General features: G+C 60.4%; 15 protein-coding genes. 4 read left to right on the top strand and 11 right to left on the bottom strand.

What is annotated here, in order from left to right; genetic code table 11:
• Nucleotides 1-3 precede the first annotated feature (3 nt).
• On the bottom strand, nucleotides 4-2,262 hold the full coding sequence (locus IF803_RS27790) for a xanthine dehydrogenase family protein molybdopterin-binding subunit (protein ID WP_461194201.1): 2,259 nt from the start codon (nucleotides 2,260-2,262) through the stop codon (nucleotides 4-6).
• A 297-nt stretch (nucleotides 2,263-2,559) separates the two neighbouring features.
• Here IF803_RS27790 and IF803_RS27795 point away from each other — a divergent pair, with 297 nt between their 5' ends.
• Nucleotides 2,560-3,027, top strand: coding sequence for a MarR family winged helix-turn-helix transcriptional regulator (locus tag IF803_RS27795; protein ID WP_456778732.1), 468 nt, complete (start codon nucleotides 2,560-2,562; stop codon nucleotides 3,025-3,027).
• Between the two features lie 45 nt (nucleotides 3,028-3,072).
• On the opposite strand, the gene IF803_RS27800 is transcribed toward IF803_RS27795, so the two are convergent.
• Complete coding sequence (locus IF803_RS27800; protein ID WP_035632290.1) at nucleotides 3,073-3,525, bottom strand: DUF736 domain-containing protein; 453 nt, start codon at nucleotides 3,523-3,525, stop codon at nucleotides 3,073-3,075.
• A 1,115-nt stretch (nucleotides 3,526-4,640) separates the two neighbouring features.
• Between IF803_RS27800 and IF803_RS27805 the strand changes: the two genes are divergently transcribed.
• On the top strand, nucleotides 4,641-5,870 hold the full coding sequence (locus IF803_RS27805; protein WP_028342737.1) for a tyrosine-type recombinase/integrase: 1,230 nt from the start codon (nucleotides 4,641-4,643) through the stop codon (nucleotides 5,868-5,870).
• A 615-nt stretch (nucleotides 5,871-6,485) separates the two neighbouring features.
• Here the strand turns inward: IF803_RS27805 and IF803_RS27810 are convergent.
• Nucleotides 6,486-7,577, bottom strand: coding sequence for an ABC transporter substrate-binding protein (locus tag IF803_RS27810; protein WP_028342736.1), 1,092 nt, complete (start codon nucleotides 7,575-7,577; stop codon nucleotides 6,486-6,488).
• A 196-nt stretch (nucleotides 7,578-7,773) separates the two neighbouring features.
• Here IF803_RS27810 and IF803_RS27815 point away from each other — a divergent pair, with 196 nt between their 5' ends.
• Together IF803_RS27815 and IF803_RS27820 are read left to right on the top strand one after the other, a co-directional pair.
• Nucleotides 7,774-11,187 carry a molybdopterin-dependent oxidoreductase gene (locus tag IF803_RS27815; RefSeq protein WP_461194204.1) on the top strand — a complete coding sequence of 1,138 codons (3,414 nt, stop codon included), beginning with the start codon at nucleotides 7,774-7,776 and terminating at the stop codon, nucleotides 11,185-11,187.
• A 167-nt stretch (nucleotides 11,188-11,354) separates the two neighbouring features.
• On the top strand, nucleotides 11,355-12,209 hold the full coding sequence (locus IF803_RS27820) for an AraC family transcriptional regulator (RefSeq protein WP_051448008.1): 855 nt from the start codon (nucleotides 11,355-11,357) through the stop codon (nucleotides 12,207-12,209).
• Here IF803_RS27820 and IF803_RS27825 read toward each other — a convergent pair.
• The 8 genes from IF803_RS27825 to IF803_RS27860 are packed head-to-tail and all read right to left on the bottom strand — an operon-like array spanning nucleotide 12,194 to nucleotide 19,671.
• Complete coding sequence (locus IF803_RS27825) at nucleotides 12,194-12,913, bottom strand: ABC transporter ATP-binding protein (RefSeq protein ID WP_016841223.1); 720 nt, start codon at nucleotides 12,911-12,913, stop codon at nucleotides 12,194-12,196. The two genes, IF803_RS27820 and IF803_RS27825, sit on opposite strands and share 16 nt — an antisense overlap.
• Nucleotides 12,906-13,631, bottom strand: a complete 726-nt coding sequence (locus tag IF803_RS27830) for an ABC transporter ATP-binding protein (RefSeq protein WP_028342732.1) — start codon at nucleotides 13,629-13,631, stop codon at nucleotides 12,906-12,908. The genes IF803_RS27825 and IF803_RS27830 overlap by 8 nt, the downstream gene beginning before the upstream one ends.
• Nucleotides 13,628-14,665 carry a branched-chain amino acid ABC transporter permease gene (locus IF803_RS27835; protein ID WP_225159854.1) on the bottom strand — a complete coding sequence of 346 codons (1,038 nt, stop codon included), beginning with the start codon at nucleotides 14,663-14,665 and terminating at the stop codon, nucleotides 13,628-13,630. The genes IF803_RS27830 and IF803_RS27835 overlap by 4 nt, the downstream gene beginning before the upstream one ends.
• On the bottom strand, nucleotides 14,649-15,518 hold the full coding sequence (locus tag IF803_RS27840) for a branched-chain amino acid ABC transporter permease (protein ID WP_028342731.1): 870 nt from the start codon (nucleotides 15,516-15,518) through the stop codon (nucleotides 14,649-14,651). Before IF803_RS27840 ends, IF803_RS27835 begins: the two co-directional genes overlap by 17 nt.
• Complete coding sequence (locus tag IF803_RS27845; protein WP_028342730.1) at nucleotides 15,518-16,747, bottom strand: ABC transporter substrate-binding protein; 1,230 nt, start codon at nucleotides 16,745-16,747, stop codon at nucleotides 15,518-15,520. The genes IF803_RS27840 and IF803_RS27845 overlap by 1 nt, the downstream gene beginning before the upstream one ends.
• A gap of 60 nt (nucleotides 16,748-16,807) precedes the next feature.
• Complete coding sequence (locus IF803_RS27850; protein ID WP_225159858.1) at nucleotides 16,808-17,362, bottom strand: flavin reductase family protein; 555 nt, start codon at nucleotides 17,360-17,362, stop codon at nucleotides 16,808-16,810.
• Between the two features lie 58 nt (nucleotides 17,363-17,420).
• Nucleotides 17,421-17,777, bottom strand: a complete 357-nt coding sequence (locus IF803_RS27855; protein ID WP_016841231.1) for a VOC family protein — start codon at nucleotides 17,775-17,777, stop codon at nucleotides 17,421-17,423.
• A gap of 25 nt (nucleotides 17,778-17,802) precedes the next feature.
• Nucleotides 17,803-19,671: an AMP-dependent synthetase/ligase gene (locus IF803_RS27860; RefSeq protein ID WP_028342728.1), complete on the bottom strand. Its 1,869-nt coding sequence runs from the start codon at nucleotides 19,669-19,671 to the stop codon at nucleotides 17,803-17,805.

Below are 19,671 nucleotides of genomic sequence, written 5' to 3' on the forward strand. Positions count from 1 at the left end.
AATTCAGCTCCTCTTCTGTAGCGCGCGCCACACTTTTTCGGGTGTCATTGGTAGATCGGTGATTCGGATGCCGTAGGTGGAGAACAGCGCGTTGGCGATCGCCGGTGCGACTGGAAGGATTGCTCCCTCGCCCATTCCTTTGGCGCCGCCAGGCCCCGGGCCGTCGCCGTTTTCGACAAGTATCGTGTCGAACGAGGGAGGCACGTCGGAGATCCGCGGTATCGAATAATCGATCGGCGTCGCGTTGACGGGTTGCCCGTCCTCGAACTCGAGGGCCTCGTAGAGCGCGTGACCGAGCCCCATGACAGCGGCGCCCTCATCCTGACCTTCCGCAGCGACGCGATTGATCACACGACCGACGTCGGCGGCGCTGGCGTACCGAGGAACATGGATCTCGCCGGTTTCTTCATCGACGACGATCTCTGCGAGACCCGCGGATGTCTCCCAGAACAAAGGTGACTCGGCCAGGGAGCCCTTCTTTGAACGCGGCGTTATGGCGCCGCGGCCGACGACTTCTCCCGAATCGACACCCAGGCTGCGGTGAAATATCTGATGGAAAGTGAGAACTTCCGAACCGGTCGAAACGCCCCCCTCGACGAGTGACAGGCTGTCGCGGGGAAGCTCCCAGACCTCGGCAACCATTTCGAGAATCTGATCGGCCGCGTCGAGAGCGGCGCTCTCGACGGAGAGGCCAACGACGACGGTCGAGCGGCTCGCGCCGGTACCCCAGTCGTATGGGGCGACCGCCGTATCGGAGCGCAGGACGGTGACCGCAGACACATTCTGCTTCAGGGTCTGCGCCGCGATTTGGGCCATCGTCGCGTGCGCACCCTGACCAACCTCGATGCTCGAGACTGAAACGAGGACCGACCCATCGATCTTGAGACGTACGATCGCGTTGCTGATCGGCGTATTCGCCGGATCGGTTACGGCGACGGCCAATCCGCGCGCCTGACGGTTGGACGCCTTCGTCTCGGATGCGAACGATTGCGCTACCCGGCCAATCAGCTCGCTCATGTCCATGTCGAGCGCGCGCAGATCGGGACGGATGCGCTCGCCACGCGGGACCAAGTTGAGCAAGCGGAACTCTGTCGGATCCATTCCGATTGCCGCAGCCAGATTATCCATGTGCGATTCCTTGGCCCATACGGCTTGCGGGCCGCCGATTGAGCGAAATGCCGCGCCCGGGACGGTGTTCGTGTAGACCGCACATGCCTCGAGGCGCAGATTCGGCACCACGTACGGCCCCATGATGCGATTCGCCGATTTCGTGGCGACCGCCGAGCCCGTATCTGAATACGCGCCGCCGTCGAGCAGAAGCCGGGCGCTCTTCGCGAGGATCCGTCCGTTGGCGTCGACCGCGGTTCGAATCGTGATGTCTGCGCCGAGCCTTCGACAGGTCAGCATCGATTCGGCCATGGATTGAGCGACACGAACCGGGCGCCGCACCTTCCAGGAGGCGGCAGCGACCAACGGCTCGATCTTGACGGAGGCCTTACCGCCGAATCCCCCGCCAACAAACGGAACGATTACGCGGACCTTGGCCAGCGCCAGGCCAAACAGCCTGGACAGCACCTTCTGAACCGCGGTCGGCGTCTGCGCACCTGCCCAGACCGTCAGGGACTCCCCCTGGAAGTCGGCGATGACCGCATGCGGCTCCATCGCGAAGTGCGAGATCGCCGGAAAAGTGAAGTGGTCCTCGTGGATGTACGCCGCAACCGCCTCCGCAGCGTCGACATCTCCGACGTTGTTCCTGTATGTGTGGAATATGTTGCTGTTCGGGGTCGGCCTGGCGCCGCCCTTGAAGTAGAAGTCTTCGAGATTTTCGTGGCGCTCATGGATGAGCGGCGCATCCGCCACCAAGGCTTCCCGGATCGTCGTTGCATGCGGAAGCTCATCGTATTCGACGTCGACGAGTTCCGCGGCGGCTTCGGCGATCTCGATGCTCTCAGCGATCACCACGGCGACCGGCTCGCCCACATACCGAACCCGGTCGATCGCTATGATGGGCCGGTCTCTGAGCACGACTCCCCAGCAACCGAACGAGGCGACGTCCTCGCCGACAAGTACGTCAACGACGCCGTCCACTGACCGAGCGGCGCGCGTATCGATCGAGGCGATGCGTGCGTGACTCGCGGGCGAGCGAACCACAAAGCCGTGCAGCACTCCCGGGATCATGAGGTCGGTAACGTATTCTGCCCGCCCCGTAACCTTTTCAATGAGGTCGGGTCGTACGGCACTCATACTGTCAGTCACCGACATGCTCGGATCCGGGGTGCGAGGTCGCCGCCGATGGTCAAGAAGCCTGCGCGGCTCCTCTCAGGGGGCAATCCTCAACCCTTATCCTATTTATCGCTCGTATGCAAGCACTGCACTCGTATACAAGTGCCAAGCCTTCGATGCCTACGGCGCACCGGTCGGATCGGGCTCCCAGTCAGGCGGCATGGATTCTTGGGGTCAACGAATGTAGACAAATGATCAACTCGGGACTTCCGAGGCCGAGCCATCCAGCTTTGTTCAAGCCGAGCCACGGCCAAGTGCCGCAAGAGGACGAAAATCGTGCAACCGAAAACCAGGACGGCTCCGACCGAGAAGCCGAAAGAGGCCGCACAGTCTTACAGGTTGGACGATGCGCCAGGATTTTTGTTGCGCGTCGCGCTCCGTACCCACACATCGATCTTTGTCGCGAAAATGATCGAAGAACTGACCCCACCCCAATTCTCGACGCTGGCAAAACTGAGGGAAGTCGGATCATGTTCTCAAAATCACCTGGGACGACTGATCCACTATGATTCAGCGACGATCACGGGCGTCATCAATCGCCTCAAATCGCGCGGGCTGATCAAGAGCTCCAAGGATCCTTTGGATCCACGACGACGGCAGATCGAATTAACCGACAAAGGGAGGCGGACGGCGGACGCTGCGATCGAGACCATTGGTGAGATTTCCGGCGAGACATTCGCCCCCTTGACGAGGGAAGAATTTCGGACTCTGACCGAGATCCTCAAGAAAATCATACGCCGCTGAGCCCCACAGCGCTGAGCCGGCTGACAAGCTGATCCCGCAAACGCTTCAGCCGCCGAGCAAAAAAATGGCCCGGCACGAGCCGGGCCAAGTCCAGGGAGGAAGCGAAGGATGTGGATCCTTCGCAAACGCCGAACGCGGATCTCGATCGAAGACAGCCCAACGAACGATCTCAGCGACAGAACTATCTGGTATGCCGCCCGGCATTTTGTGCTGAAGAAGACGGAATTGCACTGGTTTCCGGCATTTTCGCGTGACAAGGCCGGGATAAGCCGCATCGGCGGGCGCCATGCTGCATGGACCGGAGGCTAGTTGGTCCATGCGCCGGATCCAGCCGGCCCCGATCTCGGCTCCGTGCGCGATGATGCGGAAATCTGGCTGAGCCTCAGTCGACTTGCCGCTATTGGGAACGATGTCGATGTGGGCGCGGATGGACAAGGTCTTGAGCTCACCCCTGTAGCCGCCGTTGTCCGTGCGGGTGACGAATCCGATTGCAGTCATGGTCTGTCTCCTTCGATCTCGCAGGGCCGATCCCTCGCGATGGCGAGACCGTCATGGGGAGCGAAGTGCCATTGAACCCATCGGGGCGAAGCGCAGCGGCGCACCCGAGAGAGCGGCCTTTTTGCAGCGAAGCGGCCGCGAGGAGCCGGTCTGCCGGCGGGGAAAAAAGGAGCTGGCGAGGGTTTCGGATGGCGGGGCGCTTCCCATAGGTCGTCACGTCCATAAGCAGGGAAGTCGTCCGCGGAAGGAGCCAAAGATGGACACTGAACGCATCGAAGACGCTGAACCAAGCGTCTCAGGCGGCGCGTCAGGCCAATGCACAACCTGTCAGATCTGCCAGTATCGGCGAGACGCCCGGCCTGGTAGAATCGCGCGAGGCATATCGAGCAGCCGACGAATGTCATTGAGTCGTGAGACTGTCGGTATTTAGCCAGCGGATCAGCGAGGGAGCCAATCGCCTCACTTAAGCGAGCCGACTTCGCGCGCGTGAATTAGAAGGAGCACGCATCACCCAGTCAAAGCTAAGTTGGCCCCAAAAGCGGATGGAGCATATCGAAAAAGTGATCGACATCCGCATCTAGGACAATGTTGGCGCGCCTGTCCCGAGCCTTCTTCGCAGCCGCGCTAGCCTGCCCAAACTGCCGCTTGTCGCAATTGAGCTGCCGTCCACGAGCCGATTGTATGTGTCGATGGGCACAGATGACCTCGAGACGTCTAGCTCGCGAAGAACGCCTCCTGGCGATTGCGCTGAGCGGCGCGGTACTCCCGATCATTGCGGGCGAGCACCAGCGCCTCCGATCCTCGTCCGGCAATTCAGGCCAAGCACACGCTTCAGGGGACCAGAAAAAGAACAATGGCGTTCGCGTGAAACTCGATCACCGTTAGTGCTTCGCAGATTGCGATTTCGCTAACATGGCTGACGTCTCAAATCGCCGGGAGACCATTGGCCAGCACGACCCTCTCCGGCTTTCTGTGGCCGCGGCCGTGGCATTCCCGGATGGTTCGATGACCGCTTCCGGATTGCGCCGAGAGAACGCTCGCGGGCGACTCATCATCGAGCGCATCGCCGGCAAGGACTACACGACACTTTTTCATATTGAGCGAATGAGGGAATTATGCCGCGTCGAAGCAAGGGGGCCCGGCTCCAGCTCAAAGCCGCCCGACGAGACAAGGCCGGCAACGTCACCCATAGAGCAACCTGGATCATCCGGGACAACGGCCGGGATATCGGCACAGGCTGCGCTGCAGATGAAATTACGGCCGCCGAGCAAACGCTGAAGGATTACATCGCATCGAAGTACACCCCCAAGCGCAAGGCCCAGGACATTGAATCGATCCCGATCGGCGATGTGCTCTCGATCTATCTCGATGCCGAGCTCGCCAAGCTCCGCGACCGATTCAAGATCGCAGAAGATCAAGAAGAGGCAATTCCCGGCATACGCAAGTTCAAGAAGCGGATTGGCCGGCTGAACGACTGGTGGGGCGCGAAAATGCTTGCTGACGTCGACGGCGAGCAGTGCCGTCAATTCGCAAGGGAGCGCGGCAACAAAGGAGGCTCACGGCGCGATCTCGAAGACCTGCGCGCCGCCATCAATCATCACGCTGCGGAGGGCTACCATCGGGGTATCGTCAAGATCACGTTGCCGGCAAAGGGCGAACCCCGCGATCGGTGGCTCACGAGATCCCATGCCGCGAAGCTGATCTGGACGTGCTGGCGGTACCGCGAGATGCAGAGAATGTCCCGGGGGTCATTGAAGGGCCAAAAGGTCGCGACAGGAAAACGGCCTTTGCGTCACCTCGCCCGGTTCATCCTGATTGGCGTTTACAGCGGCTCCCGCGCCGGAGCGATCGCAGCGGCCTCACCTATTCCGGCAGTCGGCCGCGCGTTCGTCGATCTGGAGCGCGGCATTTACTACCGGCGCCGCCAGGGCGACGCAAAGACCAACAAGCGGCAACCGCCGGTGCCGATCCCGCCTCGCCTGCTTGCGCACCTCAGACGGTGGCACCGGATCGATCATCACGCAAAGCACTTCGTGGAGTTCAATGGAAAGCCCGTTACCTCGGTGAAGACGGCGTTCAAGACCGCGGTGCGACTGGCCGGCTTTGGCGCGGGTATTTCGCCCCATACGCTCCGGCATACGGCAGCGACCTGGCTGATGCAGCGCGGCGCCGATCCCTGGCAGGCGGCGGGCTACCTCGGCATGTCGCTTGACGTCTTGCTCAATACCTACGGTCATCATCACCCCGATTATCTCGCGGACGCGGTCGAAAAGATCGCCAAGCGAGAGAGGAAGCTCGAAGGAAACGGGGGCAGTTTCGGGTCGGTGCTGCCACTCCGTAGATAGAAGATGCAGTTCACGTGACTTGGATTGCTAGTGGAGCCTGGATGATGGCCTCAAGTCCCCCACGTCCGAGGCGTTTTTTGTTCTCGGCGGAGAGAGTGTCAGTCAATCCGCGTTGGAAGATAAGGCGTTTTTGATCCTCCAACGCCAAAACCCACCATTTGAGCTACTGCGAATGCCTGCGTCTTGCTTGCAAACAGTTGAGCCTCAGGTGGCAGCAGAAAGCGACGGCTGCTCGATCCTCCAGATCAAACGGCTTTCCTGGGCGAGGATAAGATGCTCGGAGGCTCTAGGCCGGCCGGTCCGAATCCTTGTCGCGTGCGGCGTGCCGCCGCTCGAACTTGCCCATGTTGGGGAAGCCCCCAAAGATGGCTGGTTGAGGCCCGACCGCACTCGTGAACATGCCGAGCGGACGTTAGAGATATTTAGCCAGCGCCGCCATCGCGAAACGGCCGAACACACCGGTGAACTCGACCATCTTCCGCAGGCGGATGATGTCGATGCGCAGATCGACAAACGCATGCACGGTCATCGGACGGCTCGCATGCCATATCTCCGCGCACCCCAATCCACTCGACCGCGCCAGCCGCCATTACGTCAAGCGCGGTGATCGCCCAGTTAACGAACCGATCCGAGGTCAAACTCTTTCGCTTGCCTGATGACGGCATCACGATCGTAGTTGTTGATCTCGTCGATCAGGTCATTAGTGTACATTCGCGAAGTCGGAACGGGGCGGGCTATCTGCCCCCCTGCCAGCAGAAAGCTGCTCAAGTTTTTCCAATCTTCTTCAACGAAGAGACCGTTCTTTCCGTTGGTCTTGGCACTTCTCCACCCGGGACTTCGTACCTCGAGGATCTTCAGACCTTGAGCGAGGGCCTGCTGCGCACCCAATTCCCCAGGACGGCTCTCCGGATAGACTTTCCAGGTGATCATGACGGCCGCCACCGGATTGGCGTTGGTGAAATCGATCGCCTTTGATACCGCTCGCGCAAATCCGATCAGCATTTGCGGATTGTTCTTGATGACGTCGTTCTTCGCCAAAAGCGACAGATCCGGCAGCGCATCCAGATTCTCACCGACATCGAGATTCCGGAGAGCGAGGCCGCTGAGTCCGAACCGGACGTTGGCAACATCCCAGAACGCGATCGCATCGACGATCTTTTGCCGAACGGCGCTCACGGCTTGGGAGCCGACCCCGATCGGAATGAACGTAACGTCCCTGTCCGGGTCCAGCCCCGCTGAACGCACATAAGCTTTGCCGTAAGTGACGCCTCCACTTCCCAATGAAGGGATACCAATCTTCTTTCCTCGGAGGTCCGCGATCGATCTGATGTTGCTGTCCGCCGGCACGGACATGGACCAGATATTGCGATAGCTGTAGTCGTAGAAGTAGCGGACATCCAATGGCGCCGCTGAATTCTCTTGCATGCCGATCACGGCCTGCGAAGGACTCGCAGCACCTAGATTGGCGTTGCCGGAGGCGACTTGAATTGCGATCTCGTTCGAGCCGCCGACGGTCAGCAGATCGACGTCGAGCCCTTCCCGGCTGAAATAGCCCAGATACTTGGCGACGATGAAGGGCGCCTGCGCTTCATCCATATTTCGCACCCCGATCAAGGCTTGGACCTTGTCGGCCGCGAACGCGGGCTGGCCACAGTGCACGCCAAACGACACCATCCAGGCAAAAAGAACCAGTCGCAGATTACCCATGCCCGCCCTCCTGTGAATGGCGGATTGATACACTTGTTGACCGATTAGTCAACATGGCATAAGATCGACGTACTTCGTCGGTGAACATGCTTGCTGGCTCAACCGGTTCGTACCTCGCGACTTTTTGTGCCGCTCCGGAACAATTGCTTGCGTCAAAGAGCGCTCCAAGAGCGCGCTACACTCACGGAAATCGGCAATGGGAGAGATCCGAAGCTTCTGCACGCTGTGCGGCTCGCAATGCGGAACGATCAATGTCGTCGAGAACGACCGGCTGGTCGCCGTGCGAAATGATCCCGGCCATCCGACCGGGCACGCCGTCTGTCCAAAAGGCCGGGCCGGTCCGGAGATCGTGGCCGCAAACAATCGAATCCTCTATCCGATGCGCCGCACCCGGCCAAAGACAGATCCCGATCCAGGGTGGGTACGTATTTCCTGGGACGAGGCGCTCGATCTTTGTGCGGGAGAGTTACTCGATATCCGGGAGCGCTACGGGGCCGAAGGAGTCGCTTTTGCTGTAACGACGAAAAGCGGAACCGGTATCGCCGACAGCATCGAATGGATTGATCGGTTCGTTCGCTTGTTCGGAAGCCCGAACATCGCGAGTTCGACTGACGTTTGCAATTGGCACAGGGACGTGGCGCATCGGTTCACTTTCGGCGTCGGCATGCCGACTGCCGACTATGCGCATGCGGGGCTGATTATCCTCTGGGGGCACAACCCCACCAGCACCTGGCTGGCTCAGGCGGACGCAATTGCGCGCGGCCGCGCGAATGGCGCAGCCATGATCGTCGTCGATCCGCGAGCGACCCCGCTCGCCATTGACGCCGACGTTTGGCTCCAAGTCCGACCGGGCACTGACGCCGCTCTGGCGCTCGGCGTGTCAAATCTCTTGATCCAGGAAGGAGGGGTCGACCTGGAATTTCTCAGGCGGTGGACCAATGCGCCGATGCTCGTGCGTGAGTCCGACGGACTGCTGCTAAGGGCGCGGGATCTCCGGGATCGCGAAGGTGACGAGACGGCACAGCAATTCGTGGCGTGGGACGTTCGGACCGACGAACCTTGCATCTATGATGCGGCCCGCCTGCTTGACGTCGATACCGCTCGCCGATTTGCCCTGACCGGCCGGTATGAAGTCCGGGGTCATCACGGCGAAGCGATCGCGTGCAGGCCTGCCTTTGATCACTTCCAGCGGGCCTGTGCCGCTTGGACACCCGAGCGGGTCGAGCAGGTAACCGGCGTTCCACGCACAAAGCTGAAAGCCGCCGCATCGCTGATGGCGAGCCACAGCAAGATTGCCTACCACGCCTGGACAGGCATTGGCCAAGGCAGCAACGCGACGCAAATAGAGCGTGCGGTCGCCACGCTCTACGCTCTTCGCGGATCGTTCGACGAGATCGGTGGCAACCGCATCCTGGGCAGGCAGCCCGCGAACAAGGTCGACTCGACGGACCTCCTCGTCGAGACGCAATCGTGCAAGACGCTCGGACGCGACATCCGTCCGATGGGACCAGCAGCCGAAGGACGCGTGAAGCCGCTCGACGTCTACCGCGCCATCGTGACCAGCGATCCTTATCCGATCCGTGCGCTCGTCGGCTTCGGATCCAATCATCTCCTCACGCAGGGAGACACCGACGAGATTCGCCGAGGGCTGGAGGTCGTAGAGTTCTATGTCCACACCGACATCGTAGAGACTCCGGTGGCCCGTTATGCCGATGTCCTGCTCCCGGCAAGCACTCCATGGGAGCGGGAAGGTCTACGCTTCGGTTTCGGCATTAGTGAAGCCGCCCAGAACCTGATTCAGTTGCGCCCGGCCGTCTTGACCCCGCGGGGAGAAGCACGCTCCGATCTGGAAATCGTATTTGCCCTGGCTGAACGTCTGGGCATGGGCGACAAGTTCTTCCACGGCGACATCGACGCTGGCTGGAACTACATGCTGGCTCCTCTCGGGATCACCGTCCAGGATCTGCGGGCGAATGACGGCAAGATCGTTCGTCCGATCGAACATGCCGTACGCAAATATGGCCACGTTGATGCCAGGGATCGCGTGGCGGGCTTCCAGACTGAAACAAGACGGGTCGAACTCTACTCCGAACTGCTGCTCCGAAATCATCAATCTCCTGTGCCGATCCATGCGGAAGAGCACGTCGATCGGTCACTCTATCCGTTCACACTGATCAGCATGAAGAACGGCGTCTTCTGCCATAGTCAACATCGCGGGATCGCCTCGCTCAGGCGACGCGCCAGCCGACCGACAATCCGATTGCATGGGAGTGTTGCGCGCCTGAAGAACATCAACGACGGGCACAGTGTCGAAGTCACGAGCCGTCACGGCTCCACGCGGTTCGTCGCCGAGATCGACGATACTCTCGCATCCGACGTACTGGCCGCCGACTTCGGCTGGTGGGAGGCCTGTGAACCGCTCGGCAAGCAGTCGTACGCGCTGACAGGGGCGGCCAGTTCCAATTTCAACAGCCTCGTCTCTGCCGAGACACGCGATCCGGTCAGCGGCTCCGTCAACCATCGGGCGATCGCGTGCGACGTCCGACGTGTCGGCGATTTGGGCAGCCGCTCATGGCAGGGGTTTCGGCGTTTCATCGTGTCGGATCGGCATGCGGAATCGGACTCAGCCCTTGCCATTTCGCTGTCACCGCAGGAAACCGGCGCGCTGCCCGACTACGAACCCGGCCAGTACGTACGTATCAGGGTGGCACGTCCCGACACCGGTGAACTTCTGACGCGCGCCTATTCATTGACCGGAGCGGCGGGCATCAGAAATCGATCGGAATACAGGATCTGTGTGGGTCGCGCGTCAGCCGGCGCCAGTGACGCCTCAACCTCACTCTCGTCTCTCATACATGAGACCTTGAAGGTAGGAGATATGGTCGAGGTCGAGGCTCCGAGCGGCGCCTTTACGATGCCGACGGTATCATCCGTTCCGCTGATCCTGATGGCAACAGGCATCGGCATCACTCCGTTTATGAGCCTTCTGAATTCGCTCGATGGCGATCAAATGCCTTCGGTCACCTTGTTGTACGGCAACAGGAACGGCTCGGAGCACGCATTCAAGCGCCAACTTCGAGCTCTTGCACAACGGTTGCCGAGACTTGTTGTCAGAACTTTCTATAGTCGACCACGCGCTTCGGATGTTCCTGGAGCCGATTTTGATGTCCACGGTCGCCTCGATGCCGCTCAGATCGACGCCTCACTGGTCATGGAGCGCCCGCGATTCTATCTATGCGGCTCCGATACAATGGTCACGTCGACAACGAGGAGCCTGGTTTCCTTCGGTGTGCCAAAATTCGACATTCACACCGAAGTATTCATCTCGCCGACGAACACGCTCGAAAAAGGCCTGGGCCCTTGCTCGGTCTCGTTCAAGCGATCGGGCATTTCGTTCCAGTGGGGTCCCAAGGACGGCACGCTGCTCGAATGCGCGGAGCGATTGGGCATACGCGCTCCAAGCGGCTGTCGGGTCGGGCAGTGCGAGAGTTGTGCAGTGCGCGTGCTGGCTGGAAGCACAAGGCAGCTCTCTGGTGCAGTCCCGGAAGATTCCGGCACGGTGCTCACGTGCCGAGCGGTCCCATGCAGCGATCTCGTTCTCGATCTCTAGGCGCATGTTCGCCCTCAGCGACGTGCCGCAGGCAACAGCGCCGCTTTTCGGCTGGCTGTACTGGCGTGGAGCAGCTATGCTGTGTTGGAACGCCGTTGCGAGCCGACCCAGCGACCGGCCGCTCAAGATGTGGAAGGTTGATTCCCGGGCCCAAGCGAGCGAACGCGATGCAGATATCCGCCGCCGATGACGACTATGGCCTTCCGAGGCTGAAACTTCCCGATCTCCGGATCAACTATACTCCCATCGATCCCGACTATTTCGATCGCCCCGTCGTCTCGATGTGCATCGAGACCAGACAAGACGACGACGAGCTGCCCCTGCATTCGCACAAGAAGGGACAATTGGTGGTCGCCTCGCGCGGATCGGTCATGTGCCGGGCGCCAGGGGGACTCTGGATTGTTCCTCCTCAGGGGGCGGTCTGGATTCCCGCCGGGGTACTGCACAGCAACTGCGTGTCCGATTTCGGCAAAATCTACGTCGTCTTCATCGAGCCTTCCGCAAGCAAGCTTCCGGATTTTTGTTGCACATTCACGATTTCACCTCTCGTTCGAGAGCTGATCCAGCGTCTTGCGGCATTTCCGCCCCTGTATCCGGTCGAAGGCCCGACCAGCCGGCTCGGCCGCGTCCTTCTCGACGAACTCGTGCAGATGTCGACAGAGCAGATGTACCTGCCGATTTCCGCAGATAGTCGCCTCCAGCAACTTGCGGCTTCATTGTTGCACGAGCCCGGAGACAGGAGCACGCTTGATGAATGGGCCGCACGTTACGCAATGAGCGAGCGTACGCTTGCGCGTTTGATCGTGAAGGAAACCGGAATGACATTTGGCCGCTGGCGGCAGCGGCTCCACATCCTGGTCGCGCTGCAGCGCCTGTCCGCGGGCGCGTCCGTCCAGACCGTCTCACTCGATCTCGGGTACGAATCTCCGAGCGCGTTCATTACGATGTTCAAAAAGACCCTGGGAAAGAGCCCGCGCCGCTTCCTTACAGAGCGCACATCCTTCGACTACAGCCCCAGATAGGCGCGCCTTACATCCTGGTTGGAAAGCAAGCCCGCGCCGGTTCCCTCGAGAACAATGCTGCCATTCTCGAGAACATAACCCCGATCTCCGATGGCGAGGGAGCTCGCTACGTTCTGCTCCACGAGCAGAATCGTTATCCTGTGACTATGCAGCTTCTTGACGACGTCGAACATCACGGTCGTCAGCGCGGGTGAAAGTCCGATCGAAGGCTCGTCGAACATGATCATCTCCGGTTCGGACATCATCGCCCTGCCGATGGCAAGCATCTGTTGCTCGCCGCCCGACAGCGTTCCTGCCGACTGTCGCCGCCGCTCATCCAGACGCGGAAACAATTCATACACCCGCCGCAGATTGGCGTCCCGGCGGCCCCGCGCTCGTTTCAACGATCCTCCGATCAGAAGATTGTCCTCTACCGAGAGATTCGGGAACACTTCACGCCCTTCGGCGACCTGGGCGATGCCGAGCTCGCAAATCTCCCAGGGCGACATGCCCACGATGTCTCTGCCCCGCCAGGCTATCCGCCCCCTTGTCGGGCAGACGATGCCCGCAATTGTGCGGATCAAGGACGTCTTTCCGGCACCGTTGGCTCCGATGACGCAGATCAGCTCCTCTGCCTGCACGGCAAGAGAGACGTCGTTGAGAGCGGCCGATCCGGCATAGCCGACGTTTAGCCCTTCGACGGCCAACAGGGGTTCCTTAGCCACGGAAGCCGTCCCCAAGATATCCGGCCAGAACCTCGGGATGCTTCACGATATACACGGGGGCTCCCTCGGCTATTTTCGCGCCGTGATGCAGAACAACGACATTCTCCGCCGCCTCCATCACAATTCGCATGACGTGCTCGACGAGCATTATCGTCAGTCCGCGCTCTACCAGGCGACGGAGAACGCGAACGACGGCCGCGGCCTCGGTTGGACGGAGCCCGGCCATCACCTCGTCAAGCAGCAACAGGCGCGGCCGTGTCGAGAGAGCCTTTGCCGTTTCAAGCATCTTTCGATCGGGAAGCGTCAGTTGGCTGATCGACGCGTTGGCCTTTGGCGCAAGACCGACCGTCTCCAGCGTATCCAGGGCGGCCTCCCTCGCTTCGGAGACCTTTCTCGTCCAACTGAACGCTCCGACCATCGCGTTTTCCAGCACGGTCATATCGCGCATCGGCCGGACGATCTGGAACGTCCGCCCAATGCCCAGACGGCATACCGCCTCCGCGCCGCGTCCGGAGATCGTCTCGCCTTCAAAGCGTATCGTACCGGCAGTCGGCCGGAACGCCCCGGCAATCATGTTGAAGCAGGTCGTCTTGCCGGCCCCGTTGGGACCGACGAGAGCCGTGATGGAGCGCTCCTTCAAACTGAAGCTGACGCCGTCGACCGCAAGCAAGCCGCCGAAGCGCTTCGAAACATTGTTGAGCTCGAGAAGCGCGGTCATTGTCCGACCTCCTGGGTCTGGACAATTCGACTGCGAATTGATCGTACTTCCTTCTTCGCCTCAAAGTGGCCGAGCAGCGCCGGCCACACGCCATCCGGCAGCAGCCAGACGACACCGATCAGAACGATGCCGTAGGCGACATTGTTCAATCCGGGCAGACCAATGGTGTCGCTGAAGGAGCTCATCAGGTGATCCAGGGGGATTATGATGAGCGCCCCGAGCAGCGGACCGAACGCCGTTCCCAGACCACCCACGATCGGCCCGATCAGGACGTCGACGGAAATCCCCATTCCCATGATCGAGTCGGGAAAAATCGATCCCTGGACCAGGGCCAGAAGACCACCGCCAATCGCAGCCCATGCTCCGGAGATCGATACAACCAGAACCTTGTGAAGGAAGGTCCTTACTCCGAGCGCCCTTGACGCATCTTCGTCATCGCGCATCGCTCGCCACACATATCCCAGAAAGGACTTCCTGATGAGCGCCGTTACGCCTACACCGACCGCAACGGCGGCGAGCGCGACAAAATAATAGAAGCGAGCGCCGCCGCGCAGCATCAGCAGGGAACTCTCGCCGGACTGAGCCGGAAAGAACAGGCCCTGCATTCCCCCCACAAAATCCCAACCGCCGAACATCACTCGGGCAAATTCAGCTGCGGCGATCGTCAACAGGCCGAAGTAGATTCCCCGCACCTCGAAGCGGAAGCTCAACCAGGCGAGCGCAGCACCGACCGCGCCGGCGATCACCGATCCCACGAGCAGCCCGAGCCAGGGGCTAAGGCCATACTTGATATCGAGCACCGCAACGGAATAGGCACCGATTCCGACAAACAGGGCGTGCCCTATGGATAGCTGCCCACCCAGACCAAGCATCAGGCTCCAGGATTGCCCGATAAAAGCGAAAATGAATACGATCGTCAGCAGAGAGACCAAATATGAATTGAACACGGCGCCAAGCAGCGCGAGTGCGGCGAACAATGCCATGCCGGCTGCCGCGCCGACGAAGTCGGGGCGAGACTCAAATCTCTTTTGCACCGAAGAACCCTCTTGGACGCAGAATGAGCACCACGATCAGCAAGGCATACGACAAGGCAGTCTTCATGGACGGTGCGACAATGAGTGCGGCAACGGCCTCGGTCACGCCGATCGTCAAGCCGCCGATCAGAGCCCCGACGAAGCTTCCAAGGCCTCCGACGATGACGGTCACGAACGCCAGCAGCGTGAAATCGACAGCGAGATAGGGCTGCGCATCGAACAGCGGCGAGATCAGCGCGCCGGCGAAGCCGGCACACGCAGTGCCAATTCCAAACGTGATCGCATAGATCTTGGGAATTGGGATCCCGACGATCAAACCGCCAAGTCGATTGTCGGCCGCCGCTCGAATGTATCTACCGAACAAGGAGTATTTGAGAAATGCGGCCAAAGCCAGGATCAGAACGGTCGTGGCACATGCAGCCTGCAAGCGCGCCAGATCGATCCGAATGCCTCCCAAGGAGATCGTTTCAAAGGACAACTGCGACACGGAAGGGCGAGGATCCGGCCCGAACCAAAGAAGCTGGATTCCCGTGAACAGGAGCGAGATGCCGATGAACAGGATGAACTGCACATGATGCGGTCGGGTGACGAACCGCGTCACCACTACGCTTTCCAGGTAATAGCCGACCGCGAACATCAGGATGCCGGCCAGCAACGCAGCCAGGATAGTCGGCATGCCCCACCAAAGTCCGGTGCAGTACCCGATGTAAAGGCCGAACACCACCATCGCGCCGTGGGCAAAGTTCACGACCCTGATCACGCCGAAGATGATCGTGAGGCCGAGTGCGATCAGCCCGTATACCAAGCCTATCAGGACCCCGCTTATGACCACATTTGCCCAGAGCAAGGCCATTAGCGGACCTCGAACGGCTTGAGCGGATACTGCAGGCTTGCGTCGGCGATAGCCCGCGGCGAAATCACCTTCGGCATTCCGCCTTGTCCCTGCAGCATCGTAACGGCACTATTGATGTTCTGTCCGTTCTCGTCGAACTTGATCTTGCCGCTGTACATCAGGACCGGATTCAGATCGGTTTTCCTGAGAGCGGCATGGATTTCCGAGGAGACTGACGAATTTGCCCGGATGACCGCGTCGGCGACGATCTGGACCGCCTCGAAGGCACATCCGGAATTTGCGTCCAGCCACTCGTTTGGATAGCTGGCCTCAAAGCTCTTGATGATTGCGGCGGTGTCCGGCGCCTTCGGGTTATACCAGACGGTCGACAGGATGGCGCCGTCTCCATATTTGCCGAGCGCGTTATAGTACGCCTTGTCCTGCACGCCGTTTGAGTTCGGCGAAAAGATCAGCTTGGGATTCCACCCCTGCTTGATGCATTCGCGGGTGATCATGATAGCGTCGTTGACGCGCGTCACAGACACCAGCGCATCCGCTCCCGAGGCCTTTGCCTTCGCGACCTCGACGGAGAGGTCCCGCGCCTTTTCGTCGTAGGGAATGTATTCGGCGATCTTCAGCGGTACATCGACCTCTTTCCACGCCTGATCGATGCTCGCGGCCGTCGACTGCCCCATCGTGTTGTTGAGGTGCAGCACTGCAGCGCTCTTCGGCGGATTTTCGACACTCGAAAGGATCGCCTTCAATTCGAGCAACGATTGCCGAACGATCGTCAGCGACGTCGGATAGAAACGAAATACCTGGGTGAATCCCTGCGACGTGACCTGGGTGGCGCTCGCAATGTGCACGACCATCGGAACCTTGGCGGCTTCGGCCGCCTGAAGCGCCGAAATCGTAGCGCCCGAGTCCCATGCTCCAATGAGGACGGTGCAACCCTGCCTGATCAGGTTGTCCGCAGCGATTCGGCCGTTTTCCGGTTTGCTCTGCGTATCCGCGTGAACGATTTCCATCTCGACGCCGAACCGCTCCTTGGCGAATTTGGCGCCAAGATTGATTCCGCGCACGCAAGCCTGGCCCGGGAAGGCCAACACGCCGCTGCTGGGCATGATCGAACCAACCTTGACGGTGCGAGATGCAGCGCTCGCATGCCATGGCATCAAGCCGGCGGCGAGGCCCATTCCGCTCCCGAGAACGGTGCGCCGCGTCAAATCCTTGCCGAGGATATTCCCCATCTGCCTTGCTCCCTCGCTGCTGTATGTTTATGGACGGTGATCGCTGCTCCCGAAGCAGGCTCATCGACCTGCTTCGGGAAGCACTTGCGGAATCGCGAACCTGCCATGCCGGTAAATCAGCCCTTCGTAGTGGTCCTGATGGACCTCGCCGAGAACCGCGCCGAAGAAGACCGTGTGGGTCCCCACCGGATGCATGCCGATGACCTGGCAGTCGAAGCTGCACAGCGAACCGATCAGGATCGGTGAGCCAGATACCAATTCCGCCCAGCTGCCCTCGCTGAAGCGAATGTCCCCCTTGCTTCCATCAAGCCCTGCGAACTTTTGCGCGAGGTCCACATGGCTCGCGGTCAACAGGTTCCAACCGAAACATCCGGTCCGGACGATCGTGTCATGAGCTCCGGCCGACTTGTTGACGCACACCAGGACGGTCGAGGGGTCGACTGAAAGCGATGACGCGGCAGTGACCGTCAAGCCATGCCGTTCCGGCGCGCGGCCGGACGTCACGATCGATACGCTCCCGCTGACATTTCTGAGCGCCGTCTTGAAGGAAGCACCGTCGATCAGTCGAGCACCTTCGAGACCCTTTGTCGGGTCGACCGACATCAACTCATTCATCACGTCCGGCTCCGCGAAATGGTGTCGAGGCCTCAGTAAAGTCCCTGTACGCATCATGCTATCGATCCGCTTTGGCAGCTTCGAAGAACTGGATGACATTGCTCTCGGGATCGCAAACTTGCGCCACGCGTCCGTGACCGCCCATGTCCCGAACGGGAGCAACAAGCGTCGCGCCCGCAGCGATGGCGCGTTCGACTACCGATTCCAGCTGCTCGACTTCAAAAACCACGACCGCGTTTGCAGATGGAATCGAGGCGGACTCTTCCATTCCGGAAACGCAGAAGGCCGCACCCTCGCTCCGGAACTGGATCCAGCGTTCACCATCCGCAAAGCGAATGGTGAGACCGGTATTCGCGTAGAACTCCGCAAGCTTCGCCGGTTGACTGGCGGTGAGATAGACGTGCTTGACCTTCATTTTGCACCGATGCTTTCCGCGCCGATTATCCGACCTGCGCCTTGATCAATTTCTCCTCGGATTCGTCATAGAGCGTGTCGATCAGCGCTCGATATCGCTCCATCAGCTGCTTGCGGCGCTTCTTTCGCGTCGGCGTCATGACACCATTCTCGGGAGAGAGCTCTTCGGGAAGGATACGGAAGGCCTTGATCTGCTCGGCGCGTGCCAGGCGGTTGTTCGCCTTTGCGACCTCGCCTTCGATCATCCGGATGACGATCTCGGATTTTGCGAGGTCGGCGTATTGCGCGATGTCGGTGTCCCGCGACCTGGCCCAATCCATCGTCGCGGTGGCGTCGACCTCGATAAGAGCCGTCAGGTATTTCTTGCCCTCGCCAATGACGGCGGCTTCGGAAATGTAGGGGCTCTGCCGAATTTCGTTCTCGATCTGGGTCGGGCTGACCGACTTCCCCCCGGACGTGTTGATGATCTCCTTCTTCCGATCGACGAGCTTGAAGCTTCCATCCTGCGCGATTTCGGCGATATCGCCGGTATACAGCCATCCGTCTCGCAGCGCGGATCTGGTTTCCTCGGGTTTGTTCCAATAGCCAGTAAACAAGCCCGGTCCTCGAACGATCATCTCGCCGTCTTCCAGCACCGCGGTTTCCCAGGCTGGATCCTGAACGGGAATGCCGACGCTGCCGGCCTTCGGCCAGTCCACCATCTGGACGAGATTTCCGCCCACCATCTCGGTCTGCCCGTAGCACTCCTTGAGATTCAACCCCCAGAGCTGCCAAAGCGTCATGACCTCCGATGGCATCGGCGCGGAAGACGTATAGGCGATCTTCAGTTCGTCGAAACCAACCTCCGCCAAAAGCGGACCGAAGATGTGCCTGCGACATGCCGCGAACAGATCGCTGAGATACTGGTCCGGCGTCCGCCCCGCCTGGCGGTCATCGAGCGCCTTGCGCGCGATCCGCATCGCCAGTTGGTAATCTTTCCTTTGCTTGGCGCTGGCCGAGTGCACCACGCTGAGGATCTGGGTTGCGAATCTCTGGTAGAAGCGAGGCGGAGCCATGTAGTACGTCGGCTTGGCTTCCCGGATCGTCTGCGCGAACCCCGCGGTCGTTTCCCCGAAGTGAGGAACGGCTCCGGACAGCAATGGCAACGTGGTTGCCTGGGCTCGCGCGACCGTGTGCGACATCGGCAAATGAACCACGAGCCGCTGGGTTTCGGTCCGAATGGTCGGATGGAATGTCGTCTGCACGTGGCCACCTGCGAGCAATGACAGGTGCGTCAGCATGGCGCCTTTGGGATACCCCGTGGTACCCGACGTGTAACCAATGCTCGCCAGTTCGTCCGTTTTGGCAACTGCGACCTGCTCACGAAGAAAGGCGTCGCAATCGAATGAAACAGGCTCATAGAACTCGGCAAACGAGACGATGTTCTTCGCCCTGAGCTCGCCGGTCCACGACGGATCCATCACGACGATTTTCTCGAGCGTCGCCGCGGTGCTGGCTGCCAGCAGCGTCCGCAACTGCGTCTCGTCTCCCACGAAGGCAAAACGGGCTCCGGAATCACCGAGGTAGTAGTTCACCTCCTCGACGGATGAAGTGAAATACACGCCCACGGTCACGGCGCCGGCGCACATGGTCGCCATGTCGGCGAGCAGCCATTCCTGGGACACGTCTCCCATGATGGCGACGCGATCACCACGCGCGAGTCCCGCCATCTGGAGGGCACCCGCCAGTCGGCACACCTTCGTCGCATAGTCGTGCCACGACACCGATATCCATTCGCCGGCGCGCTTCTGCCGATATGCGACGGCCGTTGGTCTCTCGATGCGTCGGGCTTGCAGAAGCTGCGGAAGAGTTACCGAAGCAAGCTGGGCACCGGACGTAATGGACCCGACATTCAT

The organism is Bradyrhizobium sp. UFLA06-06 (genome assembly GCF_054820065.1).

Excerpts from the sequence above, each read along its gene's own strand:
- IF803_RS27790 (WP_461194201.1), bottom strand. The coding sequence starts at position 2,262 with ATGTCGGTGACTGACAGTATGAGTGCCGTACGACCCGACCTCATTGAA.
- IF803_RS27800 (WP_035632290.1), bottom strand. The coding sequence starts at position 3,525 with ATGACTGCAATCGGATTCGTCACCCGCACGGACAACGGCGGCTACAGG.
- IF803_RS27805 (WP_028342737.1), top strand. The coding sequence starts at position 4,641 with ATGCCGCGTCGAAGCAAGGGGGCCCGGCTCCAGCTCAAAGCCGCCCGA.
- IF803_RS27810 (WP_028342736.1), bottom strand. The coding sequence starts at position 7,577 with ATGGGTAATCTGCGACTGGTTCTTTTTGCCTGGATGGTGTCGTTTGGC.
- IF803_RS27815 (WP_461194204.1), top strand. The coding sequence starts at position 7,774 with ATGGGAGAGATCCGAAGCTTCTGCACGCTGTGCGGCTCGCAATGCGGA.
- IF803_RS27820 (WP_051448008.1), top strand. The coding sequence starts at position 11,355 with ATGCAGATATCCGCCGCCGATGACGACTATGGCCTTCCGAGGCTGAAA.
- IF803_RS27830 (WP_028342732.1), bottom strand. The coding sequence starts at position 13,631 with ATGACCGCGCTTCTCGAGCTCAACAATGTTTCGAAGCGCTTCGGCGGC.
- IF803_RS27840 (WP_028342731.1), bottom strand. The coding sequence starts at position 15,518 with ATGGCCTTGCTCTGGGCAAATGTGGTCATAAGCGGGGTCCTGATAGGC.
- IF803_RS27845 (WP_028342730.1), bottom strand. The coding sequence starts at position 16,747 with ATGGGGAATATCCTCGGCAAGGATTTGACGCGGCGCACCGTTCTCGGG.
- IF803_RS27850 (WP_225159858.1), bottom strand. The coding sequence starts at position 17,362 with ATGAATGAGTTGATGTCGGTCGACCCGACAAAGGGTCTCGAAGGTGCT.
- IF803_RS27855 (WP_016841231.1), bottom strand. The coding sequence starts at position 17,777 with ATGAAGGTCAAGCACGTCTATCTCACCGCCAGTCAACCGGCGAAGCTT.
- IF803_RS27860 (WP_028342728.1), bottom strand. The coding sequence starts at position 19,671 with ATGAATGTCGGGTCCATTACGTCCGGTGCCCAGCTTGCTTCGGTAACT.